This window comes from Streptomyces sp. NPDC005963, from assembly GCF_040638655.1.
Lineage (GTDB): Bacteria > Actinomycetota > Actinomycetes > Streptomycetales > Streptomycetaceae > Streptomyces.
Genome location: NZ_JBEXVD010000011.1, coordinates 12,520 through 30,257 on the forward strand (window position 1 = coordinate 12,520; position 17,738 = coordinate 30,257).

A 17,738-nucleotide genomic window follows, 5' to 3' on the forward strand; every position below is an offset into this window, starting at 1 on the left:
GGCGTCATCGTCCAGCAGAGAATATCTTGACGTCAAGAGACTTCATGTCGACAGACCCTTTACACTGATCGTTATGGAGGACGAGGTCGATCGATTGGTCGCAGCATGGCGTCGCGAGCGCCCTGACCTCGACGTGGAACCGCTGGAGGTGCTCAGCCGGGTCTCCCGGCTCGCCCGCCATCTCGACCGCGCCCGACGACTCGCATTCTCCGAGCACCAGCTCGAACCGTGGGAGTTCGACGTACTGACCTCGCTGCGGCGCGCAGGAGCGCCCTACCAGCTCTCCCCGGGACAACTGCTGACCCAGACGCTCGTGACGTCGGGCACCATGACCAACCGCATCGACAGGCTGGCCAAGAAGGGTCTCGTGGAGCGGCTGCCCGACCCCAGCGACAGGCGCGGGGTACTGGTGCGCCTGACCGCAGAGGGCCGGGACCGCGCGGACCAGGCGCTGGCGGGACTGCTCGACCAGGAGCGTGCGATCCTCGGCGAGCTGTCCCGGGCCCAGCGGGCGGAGCTGGCGGCCCTGCTACGCCAGCTGACCGCCCCGTTCGACAACATCCCCGGCTAGGTCCACCGGACCCACACCCGCGCGGCGGGCGAGCGCCACGGCGGCGAGCGTGGAGTGCACGCCCAGCTTGCCCAGCACGTTCTGCATGTGGGTGCGGACGGTGTGCGGGGAGAGGAACAGCCGCTCGGCCACGGCCTTGCGACCGAGCCCCGCGACCATGCACCTCAACACCTCGCGCTCGCGCGGGGTGAGGGACTCCACGAGCCGCTCGCTCTCCGTGCGGTGCTTGCGCGCCGCGGTCAACTCCCGCAGCACGCCCGTGAGCAGCGCAGGCGGCAGATGCGTCTCGTCCCGCAGGACTCCGCGGATCACGGCCAACAGCCGCTGGAGCGAGCAGTCCTTGGCGACCCAGCCGGAGGCTCCGGCCTGGAGCGCCAAAGCAGCCCGGCGCGGATCGTCCTTCTCGGCCAACACCACCGTACGGACGGACGGCTGGCCGGTGCGCACGCCCTCGACCAGCGTTATGCCGTCCACGAGGCCGTCGTCGCCCTCGTCGGACACGGCACGGGCGACGGGCGCACGGGCGAAACCGCCGTGCGCTGCACCGAGATCGGCGTCGACGAGCATCACGTCGAACGCCCGACCCTCACCCGCCGCCCGCTCCAGACATCGCAGCGCGGCAGGTCCACTGCCGGCAGCGGCGACGTCGACGTCGGGCTCGGCCGCAAGAGCGGCAGCGAGCGACTCGGCAAAGATTCGGTGGTCATCAACCACCAGGACCCGAATACGGACCACAGACACCCCCTGGCTCGGAGGGCGATCGACGGACTCGGCGCCCGGAGACATGGTTGCAGCACCTGCCCGGCCGACGCCGTGCTGTGCCTGGTTCCCCGCCCCCGGGTGTCCTACCCGACTGTCTCGCCCCCTGATCAACACCGGCCCCCACCGGCGCTGAGGATCAGAGTACGGGCGGGGGGACCTGGGGGAAGGATATTTGCAGAACTGATTGCCTGAACTGTGCCGGGTGCGCTGATTGTTTGGTATTGGGGCGGAAGTCGACAGAGATCGACGAGTTGACGACGGAGAGTCGACGTACTTCTTCTACCCCGCTCTTTCTCCAACCCGCCGGCCCAGCAGCCAACCCGCCCGGAGCTCCTGACAGCGGATCACGGGCTGCCGGGTGCTCCGGAGCAGGATGCGGTCGCGAACCTTCACCGGGAAGGAAATCCCCTCGGGTGCGGCGCGCTCGTCCGGGGTCAGGACAGACGTCTCGCCCCGCTGGACGGAACGGCCTCCAGCACGAGGGGCGTACGGTACGAAGCCCGGCCGAAGGCGGACACGACCGCGTCCGCCACCGCCCCCGCCTGCGCCCCGGGGACCAGGGCGATCGCCGAGCCGCCGAATCCGCCCCCGGTCATCCGTGCCCCGAGCGCGCCCGCGGCCAGCGCCGACTCCACCACGAGGTCCAGTTCCGGACAGGAGACCCGGAAGTCGTCCCGCAGCGAAGCATGGCCCTCGGTGAGGATCGGACCGAGTTCGCCGGGCTCGCCCACCAGCAGCCGTTCGGCCGACCGCTCCACCCGCGCGTTCTCGGTCACCACATGGCGCACCAGGGGGCCCAACCCGGTCGGTAGCCGTTCCAGTGCCGCCGGGAGGTCCTGCGGAGTCAGGTCCCGTAGCGCAGGCACCCCCAACAGCCGTGCCGCCGACTCACAGCCCGCACGGCGCTCCCCGTACTCGCCCTGGCTGTGCGCGTGGGTGACACGCGTGTCGACGACCAGGAGGGCCAGGCCCCGCGCTGCGAGGTCCAGGGGGATCTGACGTCCGGACAGATCCCGGGTGTCCAGCAGGAGGGCGTGTCCTTCGGTGCAGCACGCGGACGCCATCTGGTCCATGATCCCGGTGGGGGCGCCCGCGTAGACGTTCTCCGCTCGACGGCAGAGCAGGGCGAGTTCCGTGCGGTTCACGTCGAGTTCGTGGAGATCGCGCAGGGCGAGGCCGGTGACGACCTCAAGGGCGGCCGACGAGGACAGTCCGGCGCCGGTCGGCAGCGTCGAATCGAAGTGGAGGTCCGCGCCGGCGACCGGGTGGCCCGCCTCCCGCAGGGCCCAGACCACCCCCGCGGGATAGTCGGTCCACCCGCCCGGACCGCTGCCGGGTGCGAGGTCCTCGATCCGGAGTTCGACGCTCTGGCCCGGGGCGTTCGCGGAGGACAGCCGCAGCCGTCCGTCCGTGCGCGGGGACGCGCTGACCTCGATGGCGAGCGGCAGGGCGAAGGGCATCACCAGACCGTCGTTGTAGTCGGTGTGTTCGCCGATGAGGTTCACCCGGCCGGGCGCGGTCCACACCCCTGCGCTCATGAGGCGCGCACCCGGGCGAACTCCCAGGCATCCGTGATGATCCCGGCCAGGTCCGACCGCTTGGGGGTCCAGCCGAGCCGCGTTCGGGCGAGGGCCGCGGACGCCACCAGCGCGGCCGGATCGCCCGCACGGCGGGCCGCGGGGACCACCGGCACCGGATGCCCGGTGATCGTGCGTACGGCGTCGATGACCTCGCGCACGGAGAAGCCCCGGCCGTTGCCGAGGTTGCAGATCAGATGCTCCCCCGCAACGGCCGCGCCGAGCGCCAGCAGATGGGCGTCGGCGAGGTCGGCGACGTGGATGTAGTCCCGTACACAGGTGCCGTCCGGAGTGGGGTAGTCGTCCCCGTACACGGAGATGGACGCCCGGCTGCCGAGGGCGACGCCGAGGACAAGGGGGATCAGATGGGTTTCGGGGTCGTGGCGCTCACCGAGGCCCCGGTAGGCACCGGCCACGTTGAAGTAGCGCAGGGAGACGGCCGCGAGGCCGTGGGCGGCGGCCTCGCCCGAGATCATGTGGTCGACGGCGAGCTTGGACGCTCCGTACGGGTTGGTCGGCGCGGTCGGATCGGACTCGGTGATGGGCGTGCGCGCCGGCTCCCCGTACACCGCGGCCGTGGACGAGAAGACGAGCGTCCGCACGCGGTGCGCGCGCATGGCCGCCAACAGGGCCATCGTGCCGCCCGTGTTGTTCTCCCAGTACTTCTCGGGACAGGTGACGGACTCGCCGACCTGCGAGAAGGCGGCGAAGTGCAGGACTCCGGCGTAGCTGGGGTCCAGCCAGTCGGCGGCCTCGCGCACATCCCCCTCGATGAAGTCGGCGCCTTCGGGGACCGCCGTGCGGAACCCGGTGGAGAGGTTGTCGAGGACGGTGACCTCGTGTCCCGCCGACAGCAAGTGGAGCGTCACCACGCTGCCGATGAATCCGGCCCCACCGGTCACCAGATACCTGCTCATTGACTGGCCGCCTCTCGCAGTCGCCGGGCCGCGGACTCCGGCTGTACATCGTTGATGAAGACGCTCATACCGGACTCCGAGCCGGCGAGGTACTTCAGCTTGCCGGAAGTCCTGCGAATGGTGAAAAGCTCAAGATGGAGTGCGAAGTCATCCCGTCCGGATGCGTGGAAGGGCGCCTGGTGCCACGCGGAGACATAGGGCGTCGGCGATCCGGAGATTCCGAACAGTCGGTCGAATCTCCGCAGGAGTTCGAGATAGATCCGGGGGAATTCCGCTCGGGCCGCTTCATCGAGCCCGCGGAGGTCGGCGACCCGACGCCGTGGATAGAGATGCACTTCATACGGCCAGTGCGCGGCATAGGGGACAAACGCCAGCCACTCCTCCCCCATGAGAACCATGCGTTCGCGCGCCGCCAGTTCACGGGCGACCACGTCGTCGAAGAGGTTTCCGCCGGTGCTCCGCCGGTGCGCCTCGGCCGATCGCAGCATCAGGGCCGTGCGCGGGGTAACGAAGGGATAGGCGTAGATCTGTCCGTGGGGGTGGGCGAGCGTCACCCCGATGTCGGCGCCGCGGTTCTCGAAGCAGAAGACCTGCTCGACCTGCGGCAGTGCGGCCAGGGTCGCGGTGCGATCGGTCCAGGCAGCGAGCACCAGCCCGGTCTGCTCCTCGTCGAGGTCGGCGAAGGAGCCGTCGTGGTCGGGGGTGAAGCAGACCACTTCACAGCGGCCGGAGTTCCCCGCGAGGGAGGGGAACCGGTTCTCGAAGACGACCACGTCGTAGTCGGCGGCGGGGATTTCGCTGAGGCGCCCGTCGCGGGACGGACAGAGGGGGCATTCGCCGGGGGGCGGCTGGTAGGTGCGCTCCTGACGGTGGGAGGCGATGGCGACGAAATCGCCGAGCAGGGGGTCGCGCCGGATCTCGGAGCCGGTGGTGACCGGTGCGAGGGGTCTTCGGTCGATCACCTCGCGCACGGTGTCGTCACGGCAGTCGTAATAGAGCAGCTCTCGACCATCGGCGAGACGGGTCGCGGTCTTCTTCACCCACAGACTCCCTCCTACCTCAACAGAATCACACATAAAAAACCACAATCAAACAATCAAGGCAAGGAAGACGCTGGTCTTCCACTGGGATCCGGGGATCGGACCACCCGTTCGGTGGCCCAAGTTCCGCCGGACGCACGATCCCTCCGGACACACGCTCCCCGCCGCGCGAACGTTCCGCCCAGCACGCGATCTGTCCCCCACCCGATCCGTCCGGCGCACGCTCCGCAACGCGGGAGGGAACCGGGGACGCGGCCCGCACGGGAAACAGAACGGAGCGGCCTTGCCGCACCCTCCGCGAACGGGGGTGCGGCAAGGCCGCTCCGTCTTCGACATCCGTACGGCCGGGCGTCCCGCCCGGCCACGAGTCCTCGACTCCGCTGCCCGCCCGAAGGCACGCGTAACGGCTCGGCGGTCAGCGCTCCATCGGCAGCGACGGCCGGGGCACCGTGGACGACAGCGCGGGCGGGAAGACTCCCGGTGACGCCGTCGCCCGGTCCAGCAGCCCCGTGCGGGCCGCCAACGCCGCGGCCTCCAACCGGGAGCCGACGCCGAGTTTCATCAAGACACGCTGGACATGGGTGCGGGCGGTGCTGGGTGCGATCCCCATGCCCGCCGCGATCAGCCGGGTGTCCTCCCCCTCGGCGACCCGCACCAGCACCTCGACCTCGCGCGGGGTCAGCAGGTGCAACAACCGCTGGCCCTCGTCGTCGGGCTGGGCCACCGGGTTGAGCAGTTCCGAAAAAGCGCCCTGGAGGAGCTGAGGGGCGACCACCGCCTCGCCCGCCCGCGCCTTGACCATGGCCCGCTCGACTCCCTCGATGCGCTCGTCGTGGCGCACATATCCGGAGGCACCGGCGGCGAAGGCCGCCGCGATACCGCGGGGGGAGGGCACCGGGCCCAGGACCACCACGGCCACCTGGGGCCGCTCCCGCTTGATCTTCACAATCGGATCGAAGGCGCCCGGCTCCGCCGGTGTCGCCGTACCCAACAAACAGACTTCCGGCGCCCTACTGACCACCAGATCAGCCGCACCCGCGGCCGGCGCCGCCGCGGCGAGCACCCGGTGCCCCCGCAGCTTCAATGCTGAGGCGAGCGCCTCCGCGAGCAGTCGGTGATCGTCGACCACCATGAGCCGCACGCCCATCGAGCAACTCCTATCCCCCGCCGCATGCCGCTCCACCCCGGCCCTGCCCCGGCAAGTTACACGCTTGTTCGACTTTGCGCCGCGCTAACTTGTGAGAAGTCCCCCGTACTGCCGAATTCTTCACCAAACAGGGCTACTTATGACCTTCCCATGACCAAAGCATGACCTTGGCCCGGCATTTCGGTTCACCGATCGGCCGGGCCAAGGAAGCGCGAGAAGCGGCTATCAGTCGGCCGTACTGAAGGCCACGGCCAGATACTTCTTTCCGATGGACGACTTGCTCATCAACGTGGCACCGACATAGAGCCGGCCATTGGCGTACCGGTACTCGGCCGAGTCGGAGGAGAAGGCGGTCTCCGACTCCCGTACCGAGCGGTCCGCCGGATTCTTCATCAGCACGGTCTGCTTGAAGGTGGCGCCGTCGATGCTGACGACCTGACCGCCCGCGTCATACGGGGGCCACTTGTAGGCGATGAGGTTCCCACCGTCCATGCGCAGCGGGAACATCGAGTAGCGGTCGCCCGCGTCGGCGCGGTCGCTCGTGGGCTTCCCGGTGGCGAGGTCGTACGAGACGATCTCGTTGGTGTCGCCGTACTCGCTGGCGCCGTCGTGGTCGGCGGTCGGCAGGTAGACGCGGTCGTTGCCGACGACGATCTTGGTGCAGCTCTCGACCTCGGTGGTGCGGCAGCGGGCCTGGAACTTGTCGCCCGTCGCCGAGATCTTGGCCCGGAGCGCGCCCTTGTCGTCCAGCGAGAAGAGGTCGGAGAAGCCTCCGGCGCCGGCCGTGTCGCCCACGTCGGCAGCGACCACGAGCGGCTTGCTGGACACGACGCTCGCGTACTCGACGCCCGCCGGGAGCTTGTACGAGAACAGTGGGGTCCCGTTGTCCGGGTTGACCGACTGCACGATGATCTGGGCGTTGTCGTAGCCGCCGCACTTGCGGATCGCGACCAGGGCGGGGCCACCGCCGTATCCGAGGTCGTCGCACTGGTCGGCGTTGACCGTCGGCTTCCAGCGGACCGCGCCGCTGTCGAGGTCGAAGGCCGCGCCCCCGTCGAGACCCCCTGCGGCCACCGTCTGGCCGCTCTGGGTGATCTCGTTGAAGCTCACCTTCTTGTCACCGCTGGTGGTGCTGGTGAGGGACTTGCTCCAGAGCAGCTTGCCGGCCGCCAGATCGACGACGCCTACCTCCGTGCACTGCTGGAAGTTGCGCGGGGGCGTGCGCTTGCCGGGCTCGAACGCGATGGCGACCTTGTTGTCCGTGGGCTGCTGACGGGAGGCGGCACAGATCTGGCCCGGCAGGGGCAGGGTCCACAGCACGGTGCCCTTGGCCGGGTCGTAGCCGGTGATGGACCGCACTCCGGGCTTCACGTACGCCTTGTCGGTGACCCAGGAGCCCTGGACGTCCGTGAGGTCGGTACGGGCCGGTTCCGGCAGTTGGAACGCCACCTTCGAGTTGACGTTGGCGGGCGCCTTCTCCTTGCCCGGGCCGTCACCGGGCTTCCCGCCCTCCGCTCCCTGCGAACCGTCTTCTGACGGGCCGTCCTTGCGCTGGGAGGTGTTCTTGTCGGCCGTGTCCTTCGTGTCACCGTCGTCCCGCGTGTTGGCGAAGTAGACCCCGCTGCCGACGATCAGGACCACGGCGACGGCCGCCGCGATCACGATCCGCATCTGGGTGCTGAGCTTCTTGCCGCCGCCGGGACCACCGCCGGGGCCGGGAGCCGGGTACTGCTGCTGCATGGGTGCGGTCGGATGGCCGTAGCCCGGCTGCTGGCCCGGTGCCTGGGGCTGTTGGGGATAGCCGTACTGCGGTTGCTGGCCCGGTGCCTGCGGCTGTTGCGGATAGCCGTACTGCGGTTGTTGCGGCTGTTGCGGCGTCTGGGGATAGCCGTAACCGGGCTGGCCCTGACCGGGCGTCGGAGTGCCGAAACCCGGGGCCGTGGGCTCTTGGGGAGCGCCGAAACCCGGTCCGGAGGGCTCCTGCGGGGCGCCGAAGCCCCCTGCGGGCGGCTCCTGGGGCGCGCCGAAACCACCGCCCTGCGGCGGCTGGTTCGGCGGAGGTGGCTGCGTCATGGCGTACGTACCTCGGAAGGGGAGTGGGAGACCGGGAGGGAGTCCGCACGGGTGCTGCGGCCCGACCCGAGAACGGCCGGCGCATCCAGCCGGCGAGCGGTCCGGGGACCGGTGCGAACCGGTCCCCGAGAACACGGGGTGAAGCTCACTTGCCGAACGCCATCATGGTTTTGACCTGCTTCTCCTCGGCGTCGTTGGACGCGGAGACCCGGCTGCTCGCCATGAAGAACCGACCGTCGGCGTAGACCATGCGCGGCGTCCAGATGGTGCCTTCGATCCGGGCGGTCGACTCCGGATGCTGGAGCAGCACCTTGGGCGCACCGCCGGTCGGGGCGATGGTGGCCACCGCGCCGCCCTTGTCGAAGGATCCCGACTGGTAGACGAGGAGGTCGCCGCCCTCCATCCGCAGCGGGGTCATCGCCCGGTCGCCGATCGCCGGGGAGCGCCACTTGGCCTTGCCGGTGTCGAGGCTGAAGGCGACGACCTCGTTGGCACCGCCGAGCCGCTTGCCCTCGGTCGCCATGTAGAAGGTGTTGGCGTCCGCGGCGACGCCGGTGCAGCCCTCCAGGTTCTCCCCGAAGATCACGAACGAGCCGCCGCAGCGCGGACGGAACTTGTCCTTCCCGCCGTCGATCTGCGAACGCTGGGTGCCGTTGGCGTTGAGCGCGAGGATGGCCCACTGCTTCGGTTCGCGCTGGATGAGGGAGACCACCGTCGGATTGGTCGAGTAGACCTTGTCGACTTCCCAACCGGGCTTCAGCTTGAAGGTCCACCGGTGCTTGCCCGTGGTCGGGTCCACCTCGTGGATCTGCTGCTGGGGCTTGTTGTAGTCGGCCGTCGGGCAGCTGGAGGCGGCGAGCAACTTGGGTCCGCCGGCGAACGCGAACGGCTTGCAGCCCGAGGTCGGCCCCTTGAAGAGCTGGCGGCCGTCGGTGAGCGAGAACCCGTACGAGCTGCCCGTGCCGGCGGCGGTGAGGGTGTTGCCGCTGATCGACAGCGTGAACTCGCTCAGCCCGGAGAAGCCGAACCCCTCGGGGATGGACTTCTTCCAGCCGGCCTTGCCGGTCTTGATGTCGATCAGTTGGAGGTCGAGGCACTTGGCCTTTTCGGTGGTGCCGTTCTTGACGCCGACGACGATCTTCCCGTCGGCGGACGCCTGTACGGGTGCCGAGCACACCTCGGTGGCGACGGGCACGGACCACTTCTTGGAGCCGTCGGTGACGGAGTACCCGGCGACCTCCCGGTACATGGCCTTGGCCACGACATCACCGGCCACCCAGGGTCCGAACACATCGGAGCCGTTGCGCGGCAGGTCCACGTCGTTGGTCGTCAGGAAGAGGACCTTCGCCTCGCCGCTCTTGCGGCCGGCGTTGAGGTCGTCGTCGGCCTTCTCGCCACCGGTGCCGTCGCCCTCGTCGACGGATGCGGAGGTGGAGGGCTTGGGATCCGCGCTCTTGCTGACGTTCTTCTTCTTGCCGCTGCCCTCGTCATCGCCGCCGGCTATGAGGTAGGCGCCGCCGCCGATCACGAGCAGTGCGGCCACCGCCGCGGCGATGATGACGCCCGGCTTGCCCTTGAAGAACCGCCCGGGTCCGCCGCCGGTCGGCGGTGCGGGCGGTACGGGCCCGCCCGGGTACTGCGGTTGCGCCCCCGGATAGCCGTACGGTCCGGGAGCCTGCGGGTAGGGCGCGGTCTGCTGCGGATAGCCGTACCCGGGTGCGCCGGCGGACGGCTGTTGACCGTAGGGACCGGGCTGCTGGCCGTAGGCACCGGGCTGCTGCTGGCCGTACGGACCGGGTTGTTGCGGCGGTTGCTGCGGAGGGCCGCCCGGCTGCTGGTAGGGCCCCGGCTGCTGCTGGTACGGACCGGGCTGCTGGCCGTAGGGGCCCGGCTGCTGCTCGCCGTAGGCACCGGGCTGCTGCTGGCCGTACGGACCGGGCTGCTGCGGCGGTTGCTGCGGATAGCCGTAGCCCGGTGCGCCGGTCGGCGGCTGCGGCGGTGGCGCCGCGGGCGGCGGAGGGACCTGCTGGTGCGGGTCCCGGGGAGCTCCGAAGCCTCCCTGCGGTTCCTGTTCGGGCGGCTGAGACATCAGCGCATCCCCCTTCGTACGGAACCGCCGCCCGAGCTGCCTCCCCCGCTGTCCCGGCGACCCCGTGGGTAGGGGCCGTCCCCCGGGACGGAGCGTTTTCGGACAGGGGTCCCGCGTTCTCACTGCATCTGAGCGGGACTTCTTTCTATCACCCGAGTCAGTTCAGATGCCTGTCCGGTCCACCCTGTGCCCAAGGGCAGACCGGCCTGTAATGCCGTTGTTACGGCATCTCCACCAAGCTTCCACGCTCGTACCAAAAGCGGAACGCCCTCAACGGCTCAGGAATCCTCGGCCAATTCCAGCCAACGCATCTCCAGTTCCTCGCGCTCGTTCAACAGTGCGCGCAGATCTGCGTCCAGCTTTCCGACCTTCTCGAAATCAGTGGCGTTTTCGGCGATTTGGGTGTGCAGATTCCGTTCGCTGTCGGAAATCTTGTCGAGTCGACGCTCGATTCGCTGCAATTCCTTCTGGGCGGCACGGGCTTCCCCGGCGGACTTCGCCTTGGGGGCCGCGGATTCCACCAGCGCGGGCACGGCGGCCTCGATCATCTTCTGCCGCCGCTCCAGGTACTCCTCGATCCCGCGCGGCAGCATCCGCAGCGTCAGATCGCCGAGGAGCGCGAAGGTGCGGTCCGTGGTGCGCTCGATGAAGAACCGGTCGTGGGAGATGACCACCATCGAACCGGGCCAGCCGTCGAGCAGGTCCTCCAGCTGGGTCAGGGTCTCGATGTCGAGGTCGTTGGTGGGCTCGTCGAGGAAGAGGACGTTCGGCTCGTCCATCAACAGCCGCAGCAGTTGCAGCCGGCGGCGCTCCCCACCGGAGAGGTCCCCGACCGGCGTCCACTGCTTCTCCTTGCCGAAGCCGAACTGTTCGCACAGCTGGCCCGCGGTCATCTCCCGGCCCTTGCCGAGGTCGACGCGATCCCTGATCTGCTGCACGGCCTCCAGCACCCGCAGGGTGGGCGGCAGTTCGGTGACGTCCTGGGAGAGGTACGCCAGTCGTACGGTCTTGCCGACGGCGATCCGCCCCGCCGCCGGCTGGATCTCCCCGCCGCTGCGCTGGGCGTCGGCCAGCGCCCTCAACAGGGAGGTCTTGCCCGCGCCGTTCACCCCGACCAGGCCGATGCGGTCACCGGGTCCGAGCTGCCAGGTCAGATGCTTGAGCAGCAGCTTCGGGCCGGCCTCGATCGACACGTTCTCCAGGTCGAAGACGGTCTTGCCCAGTCGCGCGCTGGCGAACTTCATCAGCTCGCTGGAGTCCCGGGGCGGGGGCACGTCCGCGATCAGTTCGTTGGCGGCCTCGATGCGGTAGCGCGGCTTGGAGGTGCGCGCGGGGGCGCCGCGCCGCAGCCAGGCCAGCTCCTTGCGCATCAGGTTCTGCCGCTTGGACTCCTCCGTGGCGGCGATGCGTTCGCGCTCGGCCCGGGCGAAGACGTAGTCGCTGTAGCCGCCCTCGTACTCGTACACCGCACCGCGCTGGACGTCCCACATGCGGGTGCAGACCTGGTCCAGGAACCAGCGGTCGTGGGTGACGCAGACCAGCGCGGAGCGCCGGGCCTGGAGGTGGCGGGCCAGCCAGGCGATGCCCTCGACGTCGAGGTGGTTGGTGGGCTCGTCGAGGACCAGGAGGTCCTGGTCGGCGATGAGGAGCTGCGCCAGCGCGATTCGACGGCGCTCACCGCCGGAGAGCGGGGCGATGACGGTGTCCAGCCCCTGGGGGAACCCGGGCAGGTCCAGCCCGCCGAAGAGGCCCGTGAGCACATCGCGGATCTTGGCGTTCCCGGCCCACTCGTGGTCGGCGAGGTCCCCGATGACCTCGTGGCGTACGGTCGCCTCGGGGTCGAGGGAGTCGTGCTGGGTGAGCACTCCGAGCCGTAGTCCGCCGCTCTGGGTGACCCGGCCGGTGTCGGGCTCCTCCAGCTTGGCGAGCATCCGGATCAAGGTGGTCTTGCCGTCGCCGTTGCGGCCGACGACGCCGACGCGGTCCCCTTCGGAGACGCCGAGGGAAATGGTGTCCAGCAGGGGACGGGTCCCGTACACCTTGCTGACGGCCTCGACATTGACCAGATTGACGGCCATTACTCTCCTGTACGGGGGGACGGATCGGCTTCCAGAGTAGTCGCCGTGCGGGCCGCCCAGAATCGCGCTTGGAACGGCCCCGGGCGGCCGTCATCCGGTGCCCTTCGCCCCGAACCGTCAGGAGGAGCGGCGCCTGCCGCCCGCCCGCTCGACGAGCAGCCAGCCGCCCAGCGCCATCGCGACCGCCGTCGGGGCGGTGACCTCGACCACCACCAGCATCGCCGACCTGCCCTCCAGCAGTCCGGCGAAGCCCACCATGGACAGTCCGAGCACGCCCAGCAGACAGAGCGTGATCCCCGCGGCGGCAATGGGTCCGGAGCCGCCCGCCTGGGGGGCGGTGGTCGCGGGGCGCTCGAAGCCCCGGAAGGCCGCGACCAGGAGGGCGGTGAGCCCGGCGGCGAGCGCGATGCGGACGGGGGTCTGCACCCACCAGGCGGCCGACGCCGGCTCGGACAGGGGCAGGTCGAGGGCCAGCATCGCCCCGTACACGCCGAGCATCGCGGTCAGGTGCCAGAGGAAGGCGGTCATGGCGAGCCCGTTCGCGGCGACGACGGCGTGCCAGACGCGGGTGCGCTGCACGAGTCGGGTGCCCGGGCCCTTCAACGACTCGACCGCGCCGACGAGCCAGAAGGCGTGGCAGAGCAGGGCGAGGGTGGGCGGCGCCATGTTGGACACCTTCTCGCCGGGCATTCCCACCATGGAGAGCGGATAGGGCCCGTACGCCACCAGGGCGACGGTGCCGAGGAGTCCGGCGCCGGCGAGCGCGGCGGGCATCCGGATGCGGCCGTCGGCCCGCAGGAAGCCCAGTTGGTGGACGGCCAGCCAGACGAAGACGAAGTTCGCGAAGGCGATGTGCGGCACGTCGAAGGCGAACCGTGCCACATCGACGAGGACCGCGGCGGCGACCAGGGCGCCGAAGGCCGTCCAGCCGTGGCGCTCGTGCAGCTTCAGCAGCAGCGGTGTGAAGGCGACCATCGCCAGATAGATCCCGATGAACCACAGCGGCTGGGTGACCAGCCGCAGGGCCACTCCGGTCAGCCCGCGGTCACCGCCGAGGAGTTGCACGACCAGCGCCGCGAGGCCCCACACGAGGATGAACACCACGGTCGGCCGGAGCAATCGCTGGAGCCGGGCGCGCAGGAACACCGCGTAGAGGGGCGCCCCCTGGGGGTGCTTGCGGCGCAGGGAGCGGTAGGAGAGCGCGTGCGAGAACCCGCCGACGAAGAAGAACACCGGCATCACCTGGAGCACCCAGGTGAGCAGCTGCATCTCGGGGACGACGGCGAGGAGGTTGCCCACGCCGTCGTCGGTGACGGCGGCCATCAGCCAGTGCCCGAGCACCACGACGCCCAGGGAGGCGACCCGGAGCAGGTCGACGTATCGGTCCCGGGTGTCGGGGGTTGCGGCGGCGAGATCGCGAACGCGTGCTTCCATGCGTCCCACGGTCACCCGCGGGCCGGGGGCACGGCCAGGGCCGTCGTACTCATGTCCGTATCTGAGTACGCGCGGTGGCGCCCGTGTGCAGCCGCCCGCCGCGTGTCCCCGAGCCGTGTCGGCGGTCGACAGCGACAGGTCAGAGGATCGTGGCGCCCGGTGCGGGCGAGGTCGCCGCCCGAGCCGTGCGGCACGTCCCCGACACCCTGAGCGCCTCGGCCACGGCCGCCCCCGCTTGCGCGTCCTTGACCAGGAACGCGGTCGTCGGACCCGAGCCCGAGACGAGTGCCGAGAGCGCGCCTGCGGACAGTCCCGCGTCCAGGGTGGAGCGCAGGGCGGGCCGCAGGGAGAGGGCCGCGGGCTGGAGGTCGTTGGCGAGGGCCCCGGCGAGGACGGTGCAGTCCCCCGAGGCGAGCGCGTCCAGCAGGGCCTTCGACGCCCGGGGCTCGGGCACGCGCAGCCCTTCGTTGAGGCGGTCGAACTCGCCGTACACCGCGGGGGTCGACAGACCGCCGTCCGCCACCGCGAACACCCAGTGGAAGTCACCGCCGACGGGCAGTTCGGTGAGCTGTTCGCCGCGCCCGATGCCCAGCGCCGCCCCGCCGACCAGACTGAAGGGGACGTCGCTGCCGAGTTCGGCGCAGATCGCGAGCAGTTCGGCGCGGCTGGAGCGCAACCCCCACAGCGCGTCGCAGGCGAGGAGTGCCGCCGCGCCGTCCGCACTGCCGCCGGCCATGCCCCCGGCGACCGGAATGTCCTTGGTGATGTGGATGCGCACGTCGGGGGCGATGCCGTGGCGTTCGGCGAGCAGGACGGCTGCGCGCGCCGCCAGGTTCGTCGTGTCCAGGGGCACCTGGTGGGCGTCGGGCCCTTCGCAGGTGACGGTCAACCGGGTGGCGGGTGCCACGGTCACCTCGTCGAAGAGGGACACCGCGAGGAAGACGTTGGCCAGGTCGTGGAAGCCGTCGGCGCGGGCGCCGCCCACGGCCAGTTGGACGTTGACCTTCGCGGGGACGCGTACGGTCACGCTCCGGCTGTCGACACCGCTCATGCCTTGGCCTCCGCGATCCGTGCGAACTCCGCCACCGTCAGGGACTCGCCGCGCGCCTGCGGCGAGATCCCGGCCGCCACCAGGGCCTCTTCGGCAGCGGCCGGGGAGCCGGCCCAGCCGGCGAGGGCCGCGCGCAGGGTCTTGCGGCGCTGTGCGAAGGCGGCGTCCACCACGGCGAACACCTCGGCCTTGGTGGCGGTGGTCTGCGGAGGGTCGCGGCGCACCAGGGAGACCAGGCCGGAGTCCACGTTGGGCGCGGGCCAGAACACATTGCGGCCGATCGAGCCCGCCCGCTTCACATCGGCGTACCAGTTCGCCTTCACGGACGGCACTCCGTACACCTTGTTCCCGGGGCCAGCGGCCAGCCGGTCGGCGACCTCGGCCTGCACCATCACGAGGGTCCGCTCGATGCTGGGGAAGCGGTCCAGCATGTGCAGCAGCACGGGCACGGCGACGTTGTACGGGAGGTTCGCGACCAGGGCGGTCGGCGGCGGGCCTGGGAGTTCCTCGATGAGCATCGCGTCCGAGTGGACGAGGGAGAAGTGGGGCACGCGCTCGGGCAGCCGGGCGATGATCGTGGCCGGCAGGGCGCTCGCGAGGACGTCGTCGATCTCGACGGCCACCACTTCATCGGCCGCTTCCAGGAGCGCCAGCGTCAGCGAGCCGAGCCCCGGTCCCACCTCCACGACCACGTCGTCGGCGCGCACCTGGGCGGTACGGACGATCCGGCGGACGGTGTTGGCGTCGATGACGAAGTTCTGACCGCGCTGCTTGGTGGGGCGTACGCCCAGTGCTGCGGCCAGTTCGCGGATGTCGGCGGGGCTGAGAAGTGCGTCGGGCTCAGTGGTGCTCACCGATACAGCCTACGGCCGCAGTGCGGCCAGGGAGTCGCGCCCCTTTGCACGTACAGCTTCTTGGCCCGGTACGTCTGCTCCGTCGCGGGTGCGTCCTGCGGTCGGCCGCTGCCGCCGAGCGCCCGCCAGGTCCCGGTGTCGAACTGGTAGAGGCCGCCGTGCGTGCCCGTCGAGTCCACGGCGCCGGGGCGCCCACCGGACTCGCACCGGGCGAGCGCCTCCCAGTTGAGTCCTTCGGCGCCCTCGACGGACTGCGGCATCCGCTGGGTGCCGACCTTGATCACCTGGGTCACCGGTTCCCGCACCACCTCGTCGGCGAGCTTCTTCGGCTTCTGCCGGACGCCGTTGACGCTCCGCAGTTCATAGGTGACCCGTCGGGTGCCGGGCCGGCCCTGCTGGGTGACGATCTCGGTGCCGCGGAACAGTTGCGGGTCCTCGGTCCTGACCGTGTCGTACGGGATCGACTCCTCGCGCACCTCGCGCGACCCGGAGATCCGCATCACGGTCACCGTCTGCCCCTGCCGCGGGAAGCTGTCTGGGGCCACGGATGTGGTGTCCTGCCCGCGCAGGGTGATGCCGGCCTCGGCCAGGGCCTGGGCAACGGTGGCCGCGGTGGTGCGGACGGTCCGCGCCCGGCCGTCGGCCATGAAGGTGACCGCGCGTTCGGTCCGTACGTCGAGGGCGAGGCCCCTGCGGGAGATCGGCAGCGAGCGGGACGCGGAGAGGTGGGCGCCCTCGGCCCGGACGCCGAGTTGGCGCAGGGCGCCTTCGACGGTGCGGGCGGTGGTCCACACCCGGCGGCGTTCCCCGTCGAGCGTGAGGGTGACGGGCCTGCCGTAGCGGACGACGACCTCGTCGCCGCTGACGAGGTCCTGGCCGGGCGAGGGGGCGACCAGGTCGTGGCTGCCGACCTCGACGCCCTCGTCCTCCAGGAGTTCTTGGACGTCGTCGGCGAAGGTGTGCATCGTGCGGGGCACACCGTCGACCGTGAGGCGCACGGCCTTGTCGCTGGCGACGAAGGCGGAGGTGCCGCCGGCGAGGAAGGCGACCACGAGGGCCTGGGGGACGAGTCTGCGCAGGGAGTCCGGCCTGTCGGCCGCACGCCGCCGGACGGGTGCGGTCGGCGCTCGCCGCTCCGAGGCATCGGGATGGGTCGGTGCAGCGGGGGCCCGGGGCACATCAGGGATACCGGGGGCATCGGGGGCATCGGGGGCTGACTGCACGGCGTGCACGGGCTGCCGCCGCCCGGGCTGTGCGTCCCCGTACGCGTCCGGGCCGAGGTCGACGTCCCATGCGGGGTCGTGCGCCTGGGGGCCGACGGGCCCGTCGAACCACGGGTGCGGATGGGTGGTTCCCGCTTCGGGCGGGTCGAACAGGCTGGGCAGGGGGCGGAAGACGGGCCCGGGCCCGGGGGTGAAGCGGTGGTCCAGCGGCGGCCCGTCCGCCGCGCCGCCCGCGTGGTACGGGTCGAAGTGGCCGGCCAGCCCGCCGATCCCCGGGCCGTGGGCCTGCCCCGGGGAGAAACCGCCGGGCGGCTCATCGTGCGGGCCGTACGGGCCGGGCTCGAACCCGTCCCACGGTGCGTGGGTGCCCGGCCACGGCTCCCATGCGTCCTCCGGGGACTGCGGGCCCCAGGGGTCGGCCCGGGTCTGCGGCTGGGCGTACGGGAGTGCGTACGGGTCCACGACGTCGTACGGCCCGGCCTCGGGCGCACACACGGGGTCGTACTCCGCGCCGAACCCGGGCGCGAACCCCGTTTCGTGCATCGGCTGTCCGTCGGACGTGAAACCGGTCCTCGGCACGGTGTCGTAAGGGGGTGCGGAGTCGTAAGAGGGTGGTGAGTCGTAAGAGGGTGCCGAGTCGTGGGCGGGCACCGTGCCGTACGGACGCGTGGGGGCGACGTCATGGCCGAAGGGGTCGCGGGCCGTGGCTCCTACCACCCCCGCGGGATGCGCGCTCCCCGCCGCACGGTGTCTGCCCTGTGCACTGCTCACATCGCTCACGACGCTCCGTAAGGTCCGGGTCCGTTTCGCTTGATGGCGCTGCGGCCGGGACGCTATCGGAGGAACCGTCACTCTCCAAAGCGAGACAACTACTCAGCGTCGTAATCCTGGGGTGTTCGACGCCCCAAGGGGCCCTGCTCGT

General features: G+C 70.7%; 13 protein-coding genes. 1 reads left to right on the forward strand and 12 read right to left on the reverse strand.

Going from position 1 to position 17,738, the window contains the following annotated elements; genetic code table 11:
* Positions 1-73 precede the first annotated feature (73 nt).
* Entirely contained in the window at positions 74-571 is a 498-nt protein-coding gene (gene tamR / locus ABZ348_RS17040; protein ID WP_329020134.1) for a MarR family transcriptional regulator TamR, read from the forward strand.
* Here tamR and ABZ348_RS17045 read toward each other — a convergent pair.
* From ABZ348_RS17045 to ABZ348_RS17100, 12 genes are all read right to left on the reverse strand, one after another.
* A complete protein-coding gene (locus tag ABZ348_RS17045) occupies positions 530-1,306 on the reverse strand; it encodes a response regulator transcription factor (RefSeq protein ID WP_358933735.1) in 777 nt (258 codons plus the stop codon). The genes tamR and ABZ348_RS17045 overlap by 42 nt on opposite strands.
* A gap of 461 nt (positions 1,307-1,767) precedes the next feature.
* The gene (gene galK, locus ABZ348_RS17050; protein ID WP_358933737.1) at positions 1,768-2,871 is read right to left on the reverse strand and encodes a galactokinase; all 1,104 of its coding nucleotides are present in this window, start codon (positions 2,869-2,871) and stop codon (positions 1,768-1,770) included.
* Entirely contained in the window at positions 2,868-3,827 is a 960-nt protein-coding gene (galE, locus tag ABZ348_RS17055) for a UDP-glucose 4-epimerase GalE (RefSeq protein ID WP_358933739.1), read from the reverse strand. The genes galK and galE overlap by 4 nt, the downstream gene beginning before the upstream one ends.
* Complete coding sequence (gene galT, locus ABZ348_RS17060) at positions 3,824-4,867, reverse strand: galactose-1-phosphate uridylyltransferase (RefSeq protein WP_358933741.1); 1,044 nt, start codon at positions 4,865-4,867, stop codon at positions 3,824-3,826. The genes galE and galT overlap by 4 nt, the downstream gene beginning before the upstream one ends.
* A gap of 415 nt (positions 4,868-5,282) precedes the next feature.
* On the reverse strand, positions 5,283-6,014 hold the full coding sequence (locus ABZ348_RS17065) for a LuxR C-terminal-related transcriptional regulator (protein WP_358933743.1): 732 nt from the start codon (positions 6,012-6,014) through the stop codon (positions 5,283-5,285).
* Between the two features lie 225 nt (positions 6,015-6,239).
* Positions 6,240-8,087 carry a PQQ-binding-like beta-propeller repeat protein gene (locus ABZ348_RS17070; RefSeq protein WP_358933745.1) on the reverse strand — a complete coding sequence of 616 codons (1,848 nt, stop codon included), beginning with the start codon at positions 8,085-8,087 and terminating at the stop codon, positions 6,240-6,242.
* Positions 8,088-8,232: 145 nt separating this feature from the next.
* A complete protein-coding gene (locus ABZ348_RS17075; RefSeq protein ID WP_358933747.1) occupies positions 8,233-10,176 on the reverse strand; it encodes a PQQ-binding-like beta-propeller repeat protein in 1,944 nt (647 codons plus the stop codon).
* Positions 10,177-10,454: 278 nt separating this feature from the next.
* Complete coding sequence (locus ABZ348_RS17080) at positions 10,455-12,254, reverse strand: ABC-F family ATP-binding cassette domain-containing protein (protein WP_358933749.1); 1,800 nt, start codon at positions 12,252-12,254, stop codon at positions 10,455-10,457.
* A 117-nt stretch (positions 12,255-12,371) separates the two neighbouring features.
* A complete protein-coding gene (locus tag ABZ348_RS17085) occupies positions 12,372-13,688 on the reverse strand; it encodes an acyltransferase (protein WP_358933751.1) in 1,317 nt (438 codons plus the stop codon).
* Positions 13,689-13,827: 139 nt separating this feature from the next.
* Positions 13,828-14,739, reverse strand: a complete 912-nt coding sequence (locus tag ABZ348_RS17090; RefSeq protein WP_358933753.1) for a 4-(cytidine 5'-diphospho)-2-C-methyl-D-erythritol kinase — start codon at positions 14,737-14,739, stop codon at positions 13,828-13,830.
* Entirely contained in the window at positions 14,736-15,593 is an 858-nt protein-coding gene (gene rsmA / locus ABZ348_RS17095) for a 16S rRNA (adenine(1518)-N(6)/adenine(1519)-N(6))-dimethyltransferase RsmA (RefSeq protein WP_358933755.1), read from the reverse strand. The genes ABZ348_RS17090 and rsmA overlap by 4 nt, the downstream gene beginning before the upstream one ends.
* Complete coding sequence (locus tag ABZ348_RS17100) at positions 15,590-16,969, reverse strand: ubiquitin-like domain-containing protein (RefSeq protein ID WP_358934013.1); 1,380 nt, start codon at positions 16,967-16,969, stop codon at positions 15,590-15,592. The genes rsmA and ABZ348_RS17100 overlap by 4 nt, the downstream gene beginning before the upstream one ends.
* Positions 16,970-17,738: the final 769 nt, after the last annotated feature.